We start from the raw sequence: 19,619 nt of genomic DNA on the forward strand, positions 1-19,619 counted from the left end.
GGAACAAACCCGGCCGTTTTCCTCACGCAGGCGATTCCCCCGCCACGGGCGCACACCTGCGAAATTCGTCGCGATCACCTGAAGCCTTTTCGCTGGAGCGAAAGGAGCCGCCTTTCATCTGACCTGTAGCAGGAAGCTGCGGGAGAAGCGGTTCCAGGATTGCAGTGATCCACCATCGCTTTTATGATTTGACGGGGTGGAAGGCAACCCCGATTTCGGATGCCGGCAAAAAGCAGTGCCGTAACGGAAGCACAGGCCTTAATCCTCAATGAAAAGGCTTGGTTAACCTTCTCTGGATACCAATCGTTAATCGAGTCTGCGGCCTTGACCGGCATTTCGACCAACCACGCGGGCGCAAGCGCCAAACCGGGAGCGACTGCAAAGAAATGGGACTGGCGGGCATCACAGACAAGGGCCATGGCCGTGCAGGCCGTTTCCTGCGCGCTGCCGGTGTGCTGTTGCTGCTGGCGCTTTGCCTTGCTTTTGCGCCGGTTTCACGCGCCGCCGATGCGCCACTCGGCGCCACCGCCTACAAGATGGCCGGCGACGCTACCAAGATGCGCATCGTCATCGATTTCGACCGCGAGCCCGACATCAAATGGTTCCTGCTGCGCGGCCCCAACCGGCTGGTCGTGGACCTGCCGCGCACCCGATTCGCCATTGGCGCGAAGGACGCCAAGGCCCGCGGCCTGGTCAAAGCGGTGCGTTATGGCGATCAGGGCGAGGGATCGCGGCTGATCCTGACCGGCAAGGGGCCGTTCTCGGTCGACAAGCTCGAGGTGCTCAAGAACGAGGACGGCGCAGGCTATCGCATCGCCATCGACATGTCGGCAGCCTCCGACCGCGAGTTCGACGAAGCCCTTGCCAACCAGGCGCTGACCACTGGCTCGACCGTCTCCACCGACAAGGGCTCCAGGGTCGGCACAGGGCCGATCTCCAATCCCGGGCATCGCTTCACCATCGTCATCGATCCCGGCCATGGCGGCATCGACGGTGGCGCCGAAGGCCTCAACGGCACCATCGAGAAGAACGTGACGCTGGCCTTCGCCACCGAATTGCGCGACAAGCTCGCCGCCGTCGCCAACTACGACGTGTTCATGACGCGCGATACCGACGAGTTCCTGCGGCTCGATGACCGCGTGCGCATCGCCCGGCAGCACGAGGCCGACCTTTTGATCTCGATCCATGCCGACACGATCAGCGTCAAGGGTATCAGAGGCGCCACCGTCTATACCGTCTCCGACAAGGCGTCCGATCCGCAAGCGCAGGCGCTTGCCGACCGTGAAAACCTCTCCGACCAGTTCGCCGGCATGGTGATCAAGGACGACAACAAGGAAGTCACCGACATACTGATCGACCTGATCCGCCGCGAGACGCATAATTTCTCGATGAGCTTTGCCCACACTCTGGTCGGCCAGTTGTCCACCAGCGTCGGCCTGATCAATAATCCGCAGCGTTCGGCCGGCTTCAAAGTGCTGAAAGCGCCCGATGTGCCGTCGGTGCTGGTGGAACTCGGCTATCTCTCCAACGCCAAGGATGAAGCGCAACTGCTCGACGCCGACTGGCGCGGCAAGGCGGCGCAGAGCATCACCAACGCCGTCGCCCTGTTTGCCTCCGCCAAGATGGGAACGGGAACCGGAGGCTGAGATGGTCGCCGCCGCCCACGACCGGAGGCAGCGTTGCACGACGACAACACCAGGCGCTTTTATTTCAGGTGGGGGATGCCTAAACCGGGCACTGCCGTATTTTGCCCACATGGTGGCGACATGGGTTTTCCATCACGGATCGGGACAGTTGCGAAGGCTTGCGCGAAAGGCGGCTTCGTCTAGGAAATTCCCGGACCTCGGACTGGAGCGGGCATGATTCGTCTTATCGGCTATTTCTTTGGTATCGGCACGACGCTGGCGCTTATCGTCGCCGCGGGCGTGGCGATATACATCAGCCATCTATCGAAAGACCTGCCCGACTACGAGGTTCTGGCCAAGTACGAGCCGCCGGTGACGACCCGCATCCATGCTTCCGACGGCTCGCTGATGGCCGAATATGCGCGCGAACGGCGGCTCTATCTGCCGATCCAGGCGGTTCCGGACCGGGTCAAGGCGGCGTTCCTGTCGGCCGAGGACAAGAATTTCTACAACCATCCCGGCATCGACATCACCGGGCTTGGCCGCGCCATCTACGTCAACCTGCAGAATCTGGGTTCGGGCAGGCGCCAGGTCGGCGCCTCGACCATCACCCAGCAGGTGGCGAAGAACTTCCTCTTGTCCTCGGACCAGACCTACGAGCGCAAGATCAAGGAGATGATCCTGGCCTTCCGCATCGAGCAGGCTTATTCGAAGGACCGCATCCTTGAGCTCTATCTCAACGAAATCTTCTTCGGTTTCGGCGCCTATGGCGTTGCGGGCGCGGCACTGACCTATTTCGACAAGTCGGTCAACGAACTCACCGTCGCGGAAGCCGCTTATCTGGCGTCGCTGCCGAAGGGGCCCAACAACTACCATCCCTTCAAGCATGCCGACCGCGCCATCGAGCGCCGCAACTGGGTCATCGACCAGATGGTCGAGAACGGGTACGTGACGCGCGAGGAAGGCGACAAGGCCAAGGCCGAGCCGCTCGGCGTGACGCCGCGTCGCAATGGCTCCTATCTGTTTGCGGGTGAATATTTCACCGAGGAAGTGCGCCGCCAGATCATCTCGCGCTATGGCGAGAACGCGCTCTATGAGGGCGGCCTTTCGGTGCGCACGACGCTCGATCCGAAGATCCAGCTCATCGCCCGCAAGTCGATGCAGAACGGCTTGCTCAAATACGACACGCTGCGCGGCTATCGCGGACCGGTGACGCATATCGATGCTTCCGGCGACTGGGGCGTGGCGCTGGGCAACGTCAAGGGGCTGGAAGACGTGCCGGAATGGTCGCTTGCCGTCGTGCTCGACAGCTCAGCGACCGGCCTTTCCATCGGCCTGCAGCCGACGCGGCAGATTTCGGGCGATATCGTCAAGGAACGCGTCGAAGGCGCCGTCAGGAAGGAAGACATGAGCTTTGCCATGCGCCATGTGGTCGATGGCAAGACGGTCAAGGCCAAGTCTCCGGCCGATGTACTGCAGCCCGGCGACGTCATCTTCGTGCAGAAGAACGAAGGGTCGGAAGGCGCCTACACGTTGCGCCAGGTGCCGGAAGTGGAGGGCGGCCTGATCGCCATGGATCCACATACCGGCCGCGTGCTGGCCATGGTCGGCGGCTTCTCCTATGCGCAGTCGGAGTTCAACCGCGCCACGCAGGCGATGCGCCAGCCGGGATCGTCCTTCAAGCCGATCGTCTATTCGGCCGCGCTCGACAATGGCTATACGCCGGCCTCTGTGATCATGGACGGACCGATCACCATCCAGAGCGGCACCACGACCTGGACGCCGAAGAACTATGACGGCACGGTGGCCGGTCCCGCGACCTTGCGCTCCGGCATCGAAAAGTCGCGCAATTTGATGACGGTGCGGCTCGCCAACGACATGGGCATGAAGCTGGTGGTGGAATATGCCGAGAGGTTCGGCGTCTACGACCATCTGGCGCCGTATCTGCCTATGGCGCTGGGCTCCGGCGAGACGACGGTGATGCGCATGGTGTCGGCCTATTCGATCATGGCCAATGGCGGCAAGTCGATCAAACCCTCGCTCATCGACCGCATCCAGGACCGCTACGGCAAGACCGTGTTCAAGCAGGACGAGCGCGGCTGCGAAGGCTGCAATGCGCCCGAATGGAACAACCAGCCCGAACCGGAACTGGTCGACAATTCCGAGCAGGTGCTCGATCCGATGACCGCCTACCAGATCACCTCGATGATGGAAGGCGTGGTCCAGCGCGGCACCGGCGCCACCATCGCCGAGCTTGGCCGCCACATCGCCGGCAAGACCGGAACGACCAATGACGAGAAAGACGCCTGGTTCATCGGCTATACGCCGAACCTCGTCGTCGGCCTCTACATGGGTTACGACACGCCGCGCGGTCTCGGCCATGGCGCCACCGGCGGTGGTCTGGCGGCGCCTATCTTCAAGGACTTCATGCGCGTTGCGCTGGACGGCACGCCGAATGTCGACTTCAAGGTGCCGGAAGGCATGAACCTGGTCGCGATCAACCGCAAGACCGGCATGCGTGCCGCGTCGGACGATCCCGGCACCATCATCGAAGCCTTCAAGCCCGGCACCGGCCCGGCCGACAGCTATTGGGTGATCGGCATGGGCGCCGACGGGTCCAACGGCGCCGGCGGACCGCTATCGCCGCAGGCTACGGAAGCCATCCAGGCACCCGGCGGCGGACTCTACTGACGACCTGATTTTTTACGTCGAATGGGCTGGCTTGTTGAGCCGGCCCATTTCGCTTTACAGGCAGCAATGCCGTGCCTATGTATCGCGCCGACCCAAGCGCCACTTCGAAAACAGGACGGAACAACCAGCCATGCGCGCGGAAACGCAGAATATTGTCGACGAGATCAGGCAGGCGATCACCCTGCTGAGGAGGCATCTTTGACTGGGATCAGGCTATAAAGCGGCTTGAATACCTGAACGTGCGCGCCGAGGATTCCAGCCTCTGGAATGATCCGCTGGAAGCGCAAAAGCTGATGCGCGAGCGCCAGGGCCTCGAAGACGGGATCGCCGGCGTCAAAAGCCTGACCCAGGCGCTGGAAGACAATATCGGCCTGATCGAACTGGGTGAGGAAGAGGGCGACCAGAGCGTGATCGCCGAGGCGGAAGCAGCCCTCCGCTCGATGCAGGGCGAGGCCAAGGCCCGCCAGGTCGAGACGATGCTGTCGGGCGAGGCAGACGCCAACGACACCTATCTCGAAGTCCATGCCGGCGCCGGCGGCACCGAGAGCCAGGACTGGGCCTCGATGCTTCTGCGCATGTACACGCGCTGGGCCGAGCGTCGCCGTTTCAAGGTCGAAGTGCTGGAAGTCCATGACGGCGAAGAGGCCGGCATCAAGTCCGCCACGCTCCTGATCAAGGGCCACAATGCCTATGGCTGGCTGAAGACCGAGTCGGGCGTTCATCGCCTGGTCCGCATTTCACCCTATGACAGCAATGCGCGCCGCCACACGTCGTTCTCCAGCGTCTGGGTCTACCCGGTCGTCGATGACAGGATCGAGATCGACGTCTCGGAATCGGATGTACGCATCGACACCTACCGCTCATCCGGTTCGGGCGGCCAGCACGTCAACACCACGGACTCGGCGGTTCGCATCACCCATATCGCCACCGGCATCGCGGTTGCCTGCCAGGCCGAACGCTCGCAGCACAAGAACAAGGCGAAGGCCTGGGAAATGCTGCGCTCGCGCCTTTACGAGGAAGAGCTGAAGAAGCGCGAAGCGGTGGCCAATGCCACAGAAGCGTCGAAGAGCGACATCGGCTGGGGTCACCAGATCCGTTCCTATGTGCTGCAGCCCTACCAGTTGGTGAAGGACCTGCGCACCGGCGTCGAGAGCACCAGCCCGTCGAGCGTGCTCGACGGCGACCTCGACGACTTCATGGAAGCTTCGTTGTCGCAGCGCATCGAGGGCGGTGCCGGTGAAGCCGTGGCCGACCTCGACTAGGATATGTCCATATTCAGGTGAGGCCGGCCTGCGAATGGCTGATTCCTGCGCTTCCGCCACTTTCGACTCGGCTGACTTGAATAAGAACATCCCTGGGCGGGGGAGCGAAGGAGGAACCATGACTCGCAGGCTCACCGGCAAATGCTTTTGCGGCGCGGTCCAGTATGAAGTGGCGGACGAGTTCGTCTATGCCGCCAACTGCCATTGTTCGAACTGCCGGCGCACCACAGGTTCCGCCTTCAAGCCCTTCGCCGGCATCGAGCGCGAGAAACTTGCCCTTGCCGAAGGGCATCACGGGCTCATCCATTTCGGCGATGACAGCGGCCACGATGCGCATTGCAGCCGCTGCGGCTCGTTGCTGTATTCGCTGGTCCGCGACGGCGCCTATGTCCATGTCGCCATGGGCACGCTGGTCGACGATCCGACGATCCGGCCGACCGCGCACATCTTCGTCGGCTCCAAAGCGCCATGGTTCACCATCGCCGACGACTTGCCGCAATATGAAGGGCATGTGATCGCCGGTCCAGGCGACGTATAGGCTGGAACCACATACGGCCAATCCCGTTGTTTCGTTGTCCGTCTGCCGGGATTTGAGCCTGGCCTTGGATCTCGTCAGCGGTTGCAGATAGCGGCGTAGATGTGCGGCCTCGCGCAGCAACTTCTTGCGCCGGCCAAGGAATCAGCCCAGCATCCGAGGGCTGGAAGAGAAAAAGCATTTATGGCCGGACGCGGCATATATCTGCGACCTGACGATCCGGCCACTGGGAAGACACGTTCCGGGAACGGGCAAGCGAAACGCTTGATGCTCGTTTGAAAGGAACGCTCCATGTCTGCTGCCACTCTCCGATCGGCCAGAGCCGTTCAACCGGCTGGCCGACTCCTGTTTTCAATGTTCGTGACCCCGATCTTTGCCATCGCGATGCTTGCGATGGCGGTGCTGACCGCACCCGCCTTCGCCCATGACGCCAAGCCCACGGCGGCGAAGCCGCAAGGCTGGAGTTATCCCTTCGCCTGCTGTGCAAACTACGACTGCCGCACCACCCATACCGGCGAGGTGCTGGAAAAGCCGGAGGGCTATGTCATCGCCGGAACGGGGGAGGTCGTTCCGATGAGCGACAAGCGGGTCAAGGACTCACCCGACGGCGATTTCCACTGGTGCGCGCACCAGGCCGGCCTCGACGCAGGCAAGACGATCTGCCTGTTCGTGCCACCGCGTTCCTACTGAGTTCTGTTGGCAGTTCTCATCGGAAGGCCGGCCTTGGTGCTGAAGGCGCTTGCGTCAGACGGAAGCAGCGAGTGCTGAGGCGAAGTCGCGATACGGCCGCAGTGGGCGACCCAGAAGTGCCGTCAGGCGCTCGACGTCGCCGGTCTCGGGCAGCATCCCGTCGGTAAAGAAACGCTCGCCCATCAGGCGCATGTCGTAGGCCATCCAGGCGGGCAGGAACTGCTTGAGATTTTGCTCAAAACCCTCCGTATTGTCGCCGCTGTAGCTGATCGGGCGGGCGAGTACGTCTGACCAGATTGCGGCAATGTCCGTCCCGGTCAGTGTCTGCGGACCGACGAGGTTGATCCTCTCGAACGCAAGCGGCTCCTTGGACCGTTCGCGACGCAGCAGCTCAAGAGCGGCGATCTCGGCGATATCGCGGGCATCGATCATGGCGAGACCCTTGGGGCCGATCGGCATTGGGTAGGTGCCGTAGCCGGTGATGACGTCTTCGACCGTCAGATCGTTCTGGATGAAGTAGGCCGGGCGCAAGATCGTAGCTTTGAAGTCCATCTGTTCGATCATTCGCTCCACGCCGAACTTGCCCGCGAAATGCGGCACGTTCACATAGACGTCAGCGTGGATCACCGAGAGATAGACGATCCGCTCGATGCCGGCCGATCGGGCGACATTCAAGGCGATCAAAGCCTGGGTGAATTCGTCCGGCACCACGGCGTTCAAGAGGAACAGCGTGGAAACGCCAGACATGGCTTTGCGCAGCGAATCGACATCGAGAAAGTCGCCTTGCACGACGGATACGCCTGCCGGAAAACTGGTTTTCGACGGATCGCGCACGAGAGCACGCACATCGGCGCCGCGCTTGGCGAGCTGTTCGACGACTTGGCGGCCGATATTGCCGGTGGCGCCGGTAACGAGAATGGTCATGGAATTTCTCCTGTTGGGTTGCTTGACAGCCCCAATATGTGTGGCTCACAAAGAGCCCAGTAGACGGCAATTTTAGACACGTCGTCTCACTGGTGGGACAGTCATGGATCTTTTAGCCCTTGCCGATTTTAACCTCGTGGCTCGCCATGGCGGCTTCGGCAAAGCGGCAAGGTCCACCGGCCGGCCCAAGGCAACATTGTCCCGGCGCGTTGGCGAATTGGAAAGCAGTCTCGATCTGCGTCTGTTCGAACGGGGTGCGCGTAACCTGAAGCTGACCGAAGAAGGACGGGCGCTCTTCGAGCGGACGGGGGCGTTGCTTGCCGAGCTGGACGAGACGGCATCGGCGATTGCCTCGGGCGGCCAGAGACCCAAGGGCAGATTGCGGATCAGCGCGCCTTTGCATTTTTCGCAGACTGCAATGGGGAGGATCGCCGCGGGATTTGCCCTGAGGTATCCTGAGGTGAGGCTTGAAGTGACCACCGAAGACCGGCATGTCGACATGATCGAGGAAGGCTACGATCTGGTAATCCGGGTCAATCCGGATCCCGATGAAAGCCTGGTCGGACGGGCGTTTCTCCGCGACCGCCTGGTCGTTGTGGCGAGCCCGGACCTTCCTCGCCCGGCCGATGGGCTCGCCGCTCCTGGCGTTGCGCGCGGGACAGGCGAGCGGCAAACATGGCAGGTGAAGACACCAGGTGGCCGGGCAACACTTAGAATCGAGCCGGTCCTCGCCTTGTCGACGCTCATCATGGTCCGGGATGCGGTGCGAGCCGGCATCGGCGCAGGACGGCTTCCCATTTCGTTGGTGGCCCACGACCTGGCTGACGGCACACTGGTGAATTGGGGGGATATTGACGGCCCCGAAATTTCTCTATGGACGCTCTACCCCTCCCGGCGGCTGCTCAGCGCGCGCGTGTCGGCGTTCCTGGATTTTCTGAAACAGGCTTTCCCAAACGGGACGCCGGACGAACTGGCCGCCTATATCGGCAGGTGACGACGATTGGGAGGTGACGACGGGCCTGCTTCAGCCAGAGCGCCGCTCGGCTCGATCGACCGGAGCCTGCTGACAGACAGTTGTCAGGAGCCTTCCTTTATGGTGCCTTGCCGCATGGGTGGCGGGCAACGGAGAGGAAAGCTTTTCATGACCATCAAGGCCAGCTGTCATTGCAAGGCGACGACGTTCGAGGTTTCGCAGGCGCCCGAGACGGTAACACAATGCACCTGCTCGTTCTGCTCCAAGCGCGGTTCGCTGTGGGCTTACTACGTTCCGTCGCAATTCAAGCTCACCAGCTCGCCGGAAAACGTTTCCTTCTATCAATGGGGATCGAAGACCGTCAAACACGGGTTTTGCGCCATTTGCGGCTGCGGCACCTTCACCGAAACGCCGGACTGGTCGACCGGAAAACCGGACTTCGACAATCCCAAGATCTCAGTCAATTCGCGGCTGTTCGACGATTTCGACCTCGACAAGGTCGAGGTGGTCGTCATTGACGGCAAGAACCTCTGGTAGGCCAGCACCAGCCACCGAAGCGGAAGTGTGGCGCGAGCGGGGAGAAGCCGCTTTCGCCGCTCGGTTTTTCGCCGCATTTCATGTTACAAGACCGGAGAAGGGCTTATATGCGCGAGCCGCAAAGGCCGCGCTTTGGAGAGGGACGATCCTTATGAAAAAGACTGTGCTCGTCGCCGTTGCGACGGCTGTGCTGGTGAGTGCCTGCACCACGACCGATCCGTACACCGGGGAGCAGAAGGTTTCGAACACCGCAGCCGGCGCCGGCCTTGGCGCCCTGGCCGGCGGCGCCATCGGCGCGACCATGGACCAGAACGAGGCTGAACTGCGCCGCCAGCTCGAAGGCACCGGCGTCAGCGTCACCCGCACCGGCGACCAGATCATCCTCAACATGCCGTCCGACATTACTTTCAACGTCGACCAGGATGCGGTGAAGCCCGGCTTCTACCAGGTGCTGAACTCGGTTGCGCTGGTGCTGAAGAAGTTCAAGCAGACCACGGTCGACGTGTTCGGCCATACCGATTCGACCGGTGGCGACGAACACAATTTCGATCTGTCGCAGCGCCGCGCATTGGCGGTCGCCAACTATCTCTCAGGCCAAGGTGTCGATTCGCGCCGCTTCGCCGTCACCGGATTCGGCAAGACCCGTCCGATCGCGTCCAACGGAACGGCGGCCGGCCGTGCGCAGAACCGGCGCGTCGAGATCCAGCTTTCGCCGCTGACCTGAATTGTTCGGCATCGAAATGCGAAGGCGGCCCCCGCAAGGGGCCGCTTTCTTTTTGGGCTCCTGTGGTCCGCCAAAAGGTCTAACGCATTAGAGATTTCTAATAATCCCTTTCCGGAGGCCTTGGAAGGGATTAGCATTGGTGCGGTTCCAGAGGGGATGGGGCGATACAAACGGCCATGCAGTCACTTAGTCGGCCCCGGTCCTGCACGGCCAGATAAGGAAATCTGGGAGGAATGCATGACAAGAACAGCTCGTCTTGGGCGTTGCGGCGTCCTCATTTTGACAGGTCTGGTCTCTGCTTGGTGCGCGGCGGCCACGGCTCGAGCCGAGGACGCCAACAAAGCCGACATCGAAGCGTTGAAGAAATCGCTCGCCAAATATGAAGACTACACGGTCGCCGTCCGCGACCTTTATCTGTCGACTGTCGGGTGCGTCTATTACAGCGGGGACAGGATCGAGGGCGCAATGGACTATCCGAAGGGCGCTATGGGCATCCATTTCGTCAACGTCCCGAGTGTCGGTCAGAAACTCGATCCGATGCGCCCCAATGTGCTGATCTACGAGCCGACCAAGAAAGGCTTGAAATTGGTTGGCGTGGAATGGCTGGTGCCCCTGACGCCAGACACCAAGGAACCTCCAAAACTATTTGGCCAGACCTTCATGGGACCGATGGAAGGGCACTATCCGCTCATTCCGAGGGAGTTCGTCCACTACGACCTTCATGCCTGGCTGTTCAGAGACAATCCGAACGGCATGTTCAGTCCGACCAACCCGAACGTGAAATGCAGCAAGGCAGAGTTTCCGATGCTGGAAAACCCGACCAAGATGATGCCCGGCCCGATGTGACGGACGGGCCAGGATAGGAGCGTGCCAAGAGTGCAAGCTGGCCGGCTGCATTTGAGAGCGCTCGGGAGTCAGGCTCGGACGACGATCGGCATGAGGGCCGGCGCGCATGAAGGCTGCCCGCATGAAGACAGGTATCTGGTCGCGGAAGTCGACAATGGCGCTGCGAGCCGTCAGTCGAAGGTAAAAGCGGCCCGCAAGGGCCGTTCTTGTTTGGCATGTCGGACTCCGTAATCAAGGCCTACGAGGTCGGCTGATCGACAATTGCCGCAACGATACGGCGCACGATCGGCAAGACCAGCAGCAGACTTGGAAAGCCCACTAGCCATGATGCTCCCCATGCATACGGCCAGGTCGCCACGAAACCGGTTGTCCAGCCCGCATTGATCAGCGTCGCTACCGCGGAAACAATGCACGACATCAGGATGGAAAGTACGAATGGCATTACCAGCGCATTGTAGGAGGCCGGTAGCTTCCTCGATTTCAAAACCTTGTGGGATGACGGTCGCATCACCTATCTCCTTCTCGAAAAGTGGAAGTATGCGCGGCTGGGCGCAGTCAGGCGGCCTGCGCCATTTGCTGGGCAAGGTTTCGAATAAAGCCGCGCAACGAACGCGGTTCGCGGCCCAGGGCGGCGCGCAATGTCAGACTGTTTCCGCCAAGGCCATAGTGGGCATAGTGGGCGTATATTTTGGCCAGCACCTGCATTTGGCGGTCATTGTAGGGAAGGCGTGCCTCGGCCGCCCACTCGCCAAATGTCGGCTCACCAGAAGAGATGGGTCTGCCAAGTTCCTCACTCATCATCGCAACGATGTCTTCCCGGCTGTGCATGCCGTCAGCGCACAGATCGAGGGTCGCGTAGGACAATCGCGCTTCGGTTAGGGCGATCGCCGCCACCTCAGCGACATCGCGGTAGTCGACGCGGGCCAGCTTCGCCGTCTTTGGAAACGGTTCCGAGAAAACACCATGTTCAACGACGGACGGCCAGGCCGCTGCGAGGTTCTGCATGAAATTGGCAGGGTGCAGAATCGTATATTCCATCGTCGTCGAGTAGAGAGCAGCCTCGACAGGCACCTTGCTGGCATGGTTCTTCAGTCGCGTATTGGTAGGCTGGATCACCGACGAGAAGACGAACTTTCGAACTCCTGCTCGCGTGGCGGCCTCAACCATGGCAACGCCCATGGCTGCTTCATCGGGAGCAAAAGCCGGCCCAATGTGAAAGACGCCGTCGACGCCCGCGACCGCCCTTTCGAGGCTCTGACGATTTCGCAAATCTCCTGTCGCAACCTCGGATGCCCCCACCTTCCGGGCCTTTTCGGCATTCGCAGGGTCGCGAACGAGCGCTCGAACATTGGCATTGCGGCGGACAAGTTCAGGCACGACAAGTCCCGCAACTCGGCCTGTGGCACCAACAACCAGAACAGTTGGATTGGCTACTTGCATGACGATTTCCTTCCATCAAGCCTGTCCTCGCGGGACAACTTGCAGAGAGGTACGACGTCGCAATTGTCGTTACAATTACCCGTTTTTGCGATATATTATGTCGAATGTCGGGAGAATGCATGAGCCGGATGGACGATTTCGAGGCTTTCATCGCGATCGTCGAGCATGGAAGTCTGACGACTGCCGCACATCGGCTGAACCGCTCGCTGCAGTCGGTCAGCCGGTCCCTGGCGGCACTGGAGCAATCAGTCGGCGTCGAGCTGATCCACAGGACAACGCGTCGCTCGACACCAAGTGAAGTCGGAGCAGCCTTTTTCAACCGGATCAAACCCGCGGTCGACGAAATAAACGACGCAAGACTTCAGGCGATCAATCAACGATCGGAGCCGGCAGGCGTCCTGCGCATCGGGGCGCCGGTTCTGTTTGGCCCGAACGTCCTGATGCCTGTCATCGCGGAATACATGCGGACATTTCCCCGGGTCGAGGTCGATCTTCAACTTTCCGATGGATTTGCCGATCTTGGCGCCGAAGGTCTCGACCTGGCAATACGCATCGGCGATTTGCCGGATTCTAACTTGAAAGCCAAACGCCTGGGAGCGTTGCGGCGCGTTGTGTTCGGCGCGCCTTCCTATTTCGCGCGGTGCGACCGGCCGGCCCATCCCTTCCAGCTGAGTGAGCACAGTTGCATCATCAGAACCGCTAACGAGCGTCCAGGTGAATGGACGTTTCAGATCGACGGGAAACCCCGGACCGTGAAGGTCGCAGGCGCTTTTCGCTCCAATCTGATGACCTCGGTCTATGCCGCCGCAATCCACGGACTGGGTTTGGGCTTCTCGCCTCTGTGGCAGATAAGACATTTGGTCGACGACGGTCTCGTCGAACTGGTTTTGACGGAATTCGAGCCGGCACCGGTGCCGATCCATGCCTTGTGGCAGGAAGGCCGGTCATCTTCGGCCAAGGTTCGGGCATTTCTGGATTTATTGGCATCCCGCCTGGAACTCAAAAGCCTGTAGCATCGACGGGTATTTGAAGCGCTCCAGGCCGGAAGAGATCGGGCAGATCGAGCCTGTCTTGCGATTACCGCGCATGGCGCTGATTGATCCTGAGCGGGCTCCAGATCTCGCATCCCAATCGCGTCCTGGAAAGCCGCGCGTCCTCGGGACGCCGCGGCTCATGGAATCAGACCTTGGCGACGATCTTCATGAAGGCCGGCATGTCGTCGCCGAAGCCGACGGTGCCGTCATTGTCTTCACCGCGGTTGTTGCCGCGGGCAGGGCGGCTGTTGCTGGCGCGCTGCGGCCTTGTGTCGCCGCGTTCCGGGGCGCGGTTCTCGTTGTTGCGATCGGAGACCTTGCGGTCGCTGTTTTCGGAGCGGATCGCTTCCTTGCGCTGATGCCGTTCGCCGATGTCGGCGACCGCGGCCTCGGCTACCACCGGCTGTTCCTCGCGCGCGGCATCTGCCGCTGGCGCGTCGTCGCTGCGCTTGGCATGGCGTTCGCGCGGCTTGCGCTCGCCACCCTCCTTGCGATCATGGGCCTTGCGGTCCTCGTCCTTGCGGCCGGCGCGGCGCGGAGCGCCACGGCCACGGCGGGGCGCTTCGTCCTCGCCGCCTTCGCTGGCGACCACGGTCGACAGGTCGCCGTCATGCCACTCGATCTTGTTGCCGATCAGCCGCTCGATGGCGTCGATGTATTTGGTGTCGGACTTGGTGGCGATGGTGAAGGATTTGCCCGAGCGTCCGGCGCGGCCGGTGCGGCCGATGCGGTGGACATAGTCTTCGGCGTGGATCGGCACGTCGTAGTTGAAGACGTGGCTGACGTCGGGAATGTCGAGGCCGCGCGCGGCGACGTCGGACGCCACGAGATAGCGCAATTTGCCATCGCGGAAATTGGCCAGCATCTGCATGCGGGCGCGCTGGTCCATGTCGCCATGCAGGGCGCCGGCGTCGAAATCATACTTCAGCAGCGAGCGGAACAGCTCCGCGACCTCGACCTTGCGGTTGCAGAAAATGATAGCGTTCTTCAGCTCGGCGTCTTCGGCCTTTATCAGATTGCGTAGCGTCTCGCGCTTGTCCCACGGCTTGGAGCCGGACTTGACCAGGCGCTGGATGATGTTGGTGGCAGCGGATGCCGCCTTGGAAACCTCGACGCGCACCGGCGCATGCAGGAATTTCTCGGTGAGCTTGGTGATCTCCGGCGGCATGGTCGCCGAGAAGAACAGCGTCTGCCTGGTGAACGGGATCATCTCGCAGATGCGCTCGATGTCGGGGATGAAGCCCATGTCCAGCATGCGGTCGGCCTCGTCGATGACGAGGATCTCGACGCCGTTGAGCAACAGCTTGCCGCGCTCGCGGTGATCGAGCAGACGGCCGGGCGTGGCGATCAGCACGTCGGCTCCGCGCTCCAGCTTCTTGTCCTGCTCGTCGAAGGAGACGCCGCCGATCAGCAGCGCGATGTTGAGCTTGTGGTTCTTGCCGTATCTGATGAAATTCTCTTCGACCTGCGCGGCGAGCTCGCGCGTCGGCTCGAGGATCAGCGTGCGCGGCATGCGGGCACGGGCTCTGCCTTTTTCGAGGCGGGTCAGCATCGGCAGCACGAAGGAGGCCGTCTTGCCGGTGCCGGTCTGTGCTATGCCCAGAATATCCTTGCCGAGCAAGGCATGCGGGATAGCGCCAGCCTGGATCGGCGTCGGCACGGTGTAGCCGGCATCGGTGACTGCGGAAAGGACCTTCGGCGACAGGCCGAGGTCTGAAAAGGTCAACGCTTCTGGAGCGGTCGTGGTGTCTGAGGACAAGAGTTGCTGTCTTTGGCTGGTTCGGGGAAGCGCAACGGCATCCGTCGCGGCAAGCACAGCGTGCCTGCAAGATTGGTATTGCGATTAGGCGCAAGCCCGCGATTTGTCAACAGAAACGGGCGGGATTGGCACGATTGTGAAAACGTAAGCTTAATCGCGATGCTTAATTAGGTAGTCACTCTTTGCGCCGGCTCAATAGCGAAATTGCTCGGCGAGAATGCGTTCGTTCCACGAATGGTTGGGATCAAACAGCAGCGTCGCCGTCGCAGTCGGCGATTCGCGGACCGTTACGGAAGCCACCGCCTTGACCTCGGTGTGGTCGGCGGCGGTGTTCACCGGGCGCTTTTCCGACTCCAGAATATCGAAGCGTACGGTCGCCTTGTTTGACAACAAGGCACCCCGCCAACGGCGCGGCCGGAACGGGCTGACCGGGGTCAGCGCGAGCAACGGCGCATCCAGCGGCAGGATCGGCCCGTGCGCCGAAAGATTGTACGCGGTGGAGCCGGCCGGCGTCGCGATCATCACGCCGTCGCAGTTCAGTTCCTCGATGCGGACCTGCTCGTCGACGGTGATGCGGATCTTTGCCGTCTGGTAGGACTGACGCCACAGCGCCACCTCGTTGATGGCGAGTGCCGAAACCGTCTCCCCCTCATGCGTCAACGCCAGCATTTCCAGCGGGCGGATCGTTTCGGCGACGGCGGCCGCGATGCGCTCGGTGAGGCCCCCGACGCGGTACTCGTTCATCAGGAAGCCGATGGTGCCACGGTTCATGCCGTAGACCTTCTTTCCCGTGCTCATCGTGTCGCGCAAGGTCTGCAGCAGGAAGCCGTCGCCACCCAGCGCCACCACCACCTGGGCGTCGTCGAAGGATGCCTGGCCATAGCGGGCCGACAGGCTCTCCATCGCCGCCTTGGCATCGGCAGTGTCGGAGGAGACGAAGGCGAGATTGGCTTTGCTCATGACATTCCGATGGCGGTCGGCCGATGGCGGTCGGCGGCGGTTGCGTGGGGTAGCATGGGCAAGCGCATCTGCAAAGGGAGGCATCGTCCGGCGCAGTTGCGGCCGCGGCGAAACGAAATCGGCGGCTCGCGCTTCATGTCGCCGGAACGGCGAATGTAATGGTTAAGAGCGAGCTTAAACACTCGTAAAGCCTGATCGATCATGTTAGCCGACAGAGGATGGGTGGCTGGGGGGCTAGCCAGTCGAGACCTGTCTATTGCCGGTGACACGCCTGATTATCGTCTTCCTTGTGATGGGAAGTTTCGCCCTTCTGTTTGCGGAGCTTGTGCGGCAGTCCGAAGACATGAGCTCCAGGCCGATGGCCTCACGCTGCGGCGGCGCCGGCGTGCCATGCCCCCAAAACGCGTTGTAGGCTGAAGCCAATCTGCAAACGAAGATCCGTCGCCTACTGCGCGACAATCCTCAGGTTGGCGTTGCCGTAGAATGTGTAGGCGAGATAGGTCGGATCGCCGGTCTGGTAGAATTCTCTGCGGACATCCTGCAGGATCTCGGCCAGATAGACCGGCCCGTCCGTGATCCGCGTGCTGATGCCGCCATAGAAATCGGTCGAGAAGGCCGCTGCCGCGCGGTCGGTCAGTGGCCACATGCCGCCGATGAAGCCGGAAGCGCCGCCCGCCAGCACTGCCGGACCCCAGCCCTGCACGAAGCCGCCGAGCATCTGCGAACGGCCGGTGTCGCAGGCGTTGAAAAAGTAGAACGGATTGCCCTTGCCATGCGCGGTCGCGACCAACGCAGCCCATGTATCCGGGTCGAGCGACTGATCGACGAGATCGATGGCAAAGACCGGCCGGCCGCTGCTCGGCTGGTTGACCTCGCCGTGACCGGAGAAATGAATGAAACCGGTCGAGACTTCACCGACCAGTTTCTCGAAAGAGATGAAATCGCCATCGAAGCGGCGGTAGCCGGCAAGCTTGCTCAGTGCCGCGATCTCGTCCTGCTGAAAGCGCAGCGACTGCTTGTCGACATAGGAGGGCGCGACGGCCGCGACGCCGGTGAAGGTCATGCGGTCGAGCGGGTTGTCGACCTGTGAGGCACTGCTGCGCGGAGCCCAGCGCGCCAGCCGGTAGCCCATGCCGAGAAAACCGTCGGCTATAGCGCCGTCGACGCTGCGCGGACGGATCAATTCCCAGGGCAGTGTCGGGCTGTTCGAGGTGATCTGGATCGAATGCAGCTCGCCTTTGCCGCGCAGCGACCAGAACACGTCCTTGAACGCTTTCGGCACATAGTCGCGGTAGAGCGCATCGCCAAAACCTTCGGCGGCCAGCGTGACAAAGCGCTTTTGCGCGCCCGGATCGCTGCTTGCGGCAGGCTGCTGCAGCGAAACCGCGCCGCGCAAGCTCAGGCCGAGCTGCAGCAGGCGGCGGTATTCGGAGTCCAGCCACGCCGCCATCTCAGGTGGCGTCGAGAAGGTATCGGTCACCGGACCGGCCAGATGCGGCGAATGGATGATGATCTGCCCCGAACCCAGCCCGCTCGGATCGTCATAGAGGATGGTCACGTCGAGATCGGGAACGTCATCGCCGCCCGCGCCGCCAAGCGTGACATCGCCTGTCACCGCCGGTTGCGGCGGCGCTGCGGCCAGCATCAGCATGGCAGGTGCTGCGGAGCGTTCGGCTGCGGCGCTCCGAGCGGCTGCCTCGACAGGCGCCGTGCGACGGATGACAACGGACCGCGATGCCGATCCCAGGAACCTCCCGGCGCTGTAGATGCGCGCGATGAACTGGGCCGGCTTGCTGTCCTTGGCGATCGGCCGCGCCTTGACGTCGAAGCGGACGAAGTCGCTGTCGCCCTGGCGGTAGAGCGTCGTCCGTCGGCTCCATTTGCCGCCGTCAGCGAGATCGAAGCCGGAGGCGAACAGATCGATATCGATCGGCCATTGCTCGGCTCCCGCCGGCATCGCCATGGCCAGGGCGCCATCTTCTGTCACCGACGAGCCCGGCGCTGCCTTTACCTTCACTTCGGGCGTCAATTGCTCCTCGGTCAGAGCGATCGAAACGGTCACCGTCCCGCCGGCGACAATCTCATCCGGCGCATCGATGGTTGGATGGCGCACCACCTCGACAGCGCCCGTCTCGGGTTGTGGAAGGGCGCCGCCGGAAGGAGGGCTTTGCGCCTGGTCGATGGGCGGCGGCGCTGGTTTCGGTTGCGCCTGCGCCTCCGGCTGACTTTCGGCGCCGGTCGCGGGTGGCGGGGCCGATGTCATGCCGTCCTCAGGGGGGATCCCTGCCTTATCGGGGGGCGGTTCGGCGCCGGTGGCTCCGCCATCCTGCGGATAGGTCCCGCCGAGATTGTTCTGGGCAGCGGCCGCAGCCGCGTCTTCAAGACGTTGCTTTTCCTCTTCGTATCGTTGCCGAGCCTGCTCTTCCTGCAATTGGCGCTGCTGTTCCTGGCGTTTGTATTCCTCGTAGAGCGCCGCCTCCTTGGCGCTGTCGCCCATCGCGGCATCGGGACTGCCGGAGCCCGGTGCAACGTCCATGGGGTAGGGCTCCTGACCGCTGCCATCGGCGTAGTCGCTGCCATCAGGCTCCCAACCGCCACTCCCGGAGATGTAGCCGCCGCTCGCCATCGCCGGCGGTGCCGGTTCCGGCACAAGCGGCAGCGCCGGTGCCGCGCCGGCCACCTGGTCCGGCGTCAGCACAAAGGCAGCGTCTGCCGAGCGGCCATATGCCATCCATGGCCACTGGGCGCCTGACGTTTTGTCGATAGTGGTTTGCCTGACCGAGGCGAGGATGATGGCTATGTCCGCGCCGCGCTTGACCAGCGCAGCGGTGAGCGCATCGGCAAATACGGTGACGGGGCGGGCTTCGTCCAGTGCAACGGTTCCGGGTTTGGCCGACAGGGCGACGATGGCGTGGGTGAGGGGATCGACCGCCGCCAGACCCTGCATCACGCCGGAAGTAGGGTTGTGGCCATCGCCGGGATTGTCGAGCAGAACCACCTTCAATGTCGGGGTTGCCTCGAGCGCCTGCATGAACAGATCGAGGGGCAATGCCGTCTGGTCGACCGTTTCCTTTGAATCGATCCGGGTGCCGCGCGTCAGTAAATAGTTCCTGCCGTTGGCCTGCGCGGTGTGGCCGACATAGTAGAAGATGCCGATTGAGTCCGGATTGGCCAGGGATTGGGCGAAATCATGCATGGCGCGCGCGACATCGGCGCGGTCGCCATCCGACACCTGCCGGACGGTGAAGCCAAGCGATCGTAGTGTCGCTGCAACGAGTTCGGCACTGAGGTCGGCGTTGGCGATTGCCGGTGAGCCCTCATAGGCCGGATTGGCGACAACCAGCGCTATCCGCTCTTCGCCGCGCGCAGCGGAGAAGAGCGCCATGGTCATCAGCAGCACGACCGCCAGAAAAAGGCGCATGACCGTGATCCAAGCCCTGCAGGCTGCGGCGCTCACGCCACGGCTTGCCCCAATTCATCAATGGCCCAACCTTGACCATATCATGTCGGCTTCGCCGGCGCACTGCCGGTGCCGATGATGCAGTTGTGTCGCTAAAAGATATTGACTGTATGTTTAGTAATTAATACCGTTGCCCGAGATACCGAGTTGGTCAGCCGG

At 62.1% G+C, this 19,619-nt stretch carries 16 protein-coding genes; 10 read left to right on the forward strand and 6 right to left on the reverse strand.

Translation table 11 applies throughout. The features are described 5' to 3' along the window. Positions 1-386 precede the first annotated feature (386 nt). The 5 genes from NKI61_RS07485 to NKI61_RS07505 all read left to right on the forward strand — a co-directional run bounded on the left by NKI61_RS07485 (position 387) and on the right by NKI61_RS07505 (position 6,803). Positions 387-1,646, forward strand: coding sequence for an N-acetylmuramoyl-L-alanine amidase (locus NKI61_RS07485; RefSeq protein ID WP_023738932.1), 1,260 nt, complete (start codon positions 387-389; stop codon positions 1,644-1,646). 213 nt (positions 1,647-1,859) lie between these two features. Continuing rightward, positions 1,860-4,316: a penicillin-binding protein 1A gene (locus NKI61_RS07490; RefSeq protein ID WP_352839095.1), complete on the forward strand. Its 2,457-nt coding sequence runs from the start codon at positions 1,860-1,862 to the stop codon at positions 4,314-4,316. Between the two features lie 130 nt (positions 4,317-4,446). Beyond that, a protein-coding gene (prfB, locus tag NKI61_RS07495) for a peptide chain release factor 2 (protein WP_352839096.1) occupies positions 4,447-5,578 on the forward strand; the annotation gives its coding sequence in 2 pieces (ribosomal slippage) (positions 4,447-4,512 and positions 4,514-5,578; 1,131 coding nt in all). 118 nt (positions 5,579-5,696) lie between these two features. Beyond that, positions 5,697-6,116, forward strand: a complete 420-nt coding sequence (locus NKI61_RS07500; RefSeq protein ID WP_023691227.1) for a GFA family protein — start codon at positions 5,697-5,699, stop codon at positions 6,114-6,116. 288 nt (positions 6,117-6,404) lie between these two features. After that, entirely contained in the window at positions 6,405-6,803 is a 399-nt protein-coding gene (locus tag NKI61_RS07505; protein ID WP_023729805.1) for a hypothetical protein, read from the forward strand. A gap of 54 nt (positions 6,804-6,857) precedes the next feature. On the opposite strand, the gene NKI61_RS07510 is transcribed toward NKI61_RS07505, so the two are convergent. Next, the gene (locus tag NKI61_RS07510; protein ID WP_023667473.1) at positions 6,858-7,727 is read right to left on the reverse strand and encodes an NmrA/HSCARG family protein; all 870 of its coding nucleotides are present in this window, start codon (positions 7,725-7,727) and stop codon (positions 6,858-6,860) included. Positions 7,728-7,830: 103 nt separating this feature from the next. Here NKI61_RS07510 and NKI61_RS07515 point away from each other — a divergent pair, with 103 nt between their 5' ends. From NKI61_RS07515 to NKI61_RS07530, 4 genes are all read left to right on the forward strand, one after another. After that, positions 7,831-8,721, forward strand: coding sequence for a LysR family transcriptional regulator (locus NKI61_RS07515; protein WP_023681487.1), 891 nt, complete (start codon positions 7,831-7,833; stop codon positions 8,719-8,721). Between the two features lie 147 nt (positions 8,722-8,868). Beyond that, positions 8,869-9,237: a GFA family protein gene (locus tag NKI61_RS07520; RefSeq protein ID WP_023667471.1), complete on the forward strand. Its 369-nt coding sequence runs from the start codon at positions 8,869-8,871 to the stop codon at positions 9,235-9,237. A gap of 151 nt (positions 9,238-9,388) precedes the next feature. After that, on the forward strand, positions 9,389-9,961 hold the full coding sequence (locus NKI61_RS07525; protein WP_352839097.1) for a YiaD family glycine zipper/OmpA-like lipoprotein: 573 nt from the start codon (positions 9,389-9,391) through the stop codon (positions 9,959-9,961). A gap of 237 nt (positions 9,962-10,198) precedes the next feature. After that, positions 10,199-10,807 (forward strand): hypothetical protein, encoded by a 609-nt coding sequence (locus NKI61_RS07530; protein ID WP_023691231.1) that lies wholly within the window; start codon positions 10,199-10,201, stop codon positions 10,805-10,807. Positions 10,808-11,045: 238 nt separating this feature from the next. On the opposite strand, the gene NKI61_RS07535 is transcribed toward NKI61_RS07530, so the two are convergent. Both NKI61_RS07535 and NKI61_RS07540 read right to left on the reverse strand, forming a co-directional pair. Beyond that, positions 11,046-11,315, reverse strand: coding sequence for a DUF2798 domain-containing protein (locus tag NKI61_RS07535; RefSeq protein WP_023667468.1), 270 nt, complete (start codon positions 11,313-11,315; stop codon positions 11,046-11,048). A 47-nt stretch (positions 11,316-11,362) separates the two neighbouring features. Beyond that, positions 11,363-12,247 (reverse strand): NmrA/HSCARG family protein, encoded by an 885-nt coding sequence (locus tag NKI61_RS07540; protein WP_023691232.1) that lies wholly within the window; start codon positions 12,245-12,247, stop codon positions 11,363-11,365. A gap of 119 nt (positions 12,248-12,366) precedes the next feature. Between NKI61_RS07540 and NKI61_RS07545 the strand changes: the two genes are divergently transcribed. Then, positions 12,367-13,260, forward strand: a complete 894-nt coding sequence (locus NKI61_RS07545) for a LysR family transcriptional regulator (RefSeq protein WP_023691233.1) — start codon at positions 12,367-12,369, stop codon at positions 13,258-13,260. A gap of 166 nt (positions 13,261-13,426) precedes the next feature. Here NKI61_RS07545 and NKI61_RS07550 read toward each other — a convergent pair whose 3' ends face one another. From NKI61_RS07550 to NKI61_RS07560, 3 genes are all read right to left on the reverse strand, one after another. Further along, positions 13,427-15,040 (reverse strand): DEAD/DEAH box helicase, encoded by a 1,614-nt coding sequence (locus tag NKI61_RS07550; RefSeq protein WP_352839098.1) that lies wholly within the window; start codon positions 15,038-15,040, stop codon positions 13,427-13,429. A 192-nt stretch (positions 15,041-15,232) separates the two neighbouring features. Continuing rightward, positions 15,233-16,000 (reverse strand): NAD kinase, encoded by a 768-nt coding sequence (locus tag NKI61_RS07555; protein WP_023681482.1) that lies wholly within the window; start codon positions 15,998-16,000, stop codon positions 15,233-15,235. Between the two features lie 445 nt (positions 16,001-16,445). Continuing rightward, the gene (locus NKI61_RS07560; protein WP_352839099.1) at positions 16,446-19,421 is read right to left on the reverse strand and encodes a caspase family protein; all 2,976 of its coding nucleotides are present in this window, start codon (positions 19,419-19,421) and stop codon (positions 16,446-16,448) included. Between the last annotated feature and the right edge of the window lie 198 nt (positions 19,422-19,619).

The sequence above is a fragment of the Mesorhizobium sp. M0514 genome, from assembly GCF_040321145.1.
In the GTDB taxonomy this organism is placed as follows: domain Bacteria; phylum Pseudomonadota; class Alphaproteobacteria; order Rhizobiales; family Rhizobiaceae; genus Mesorhizobium.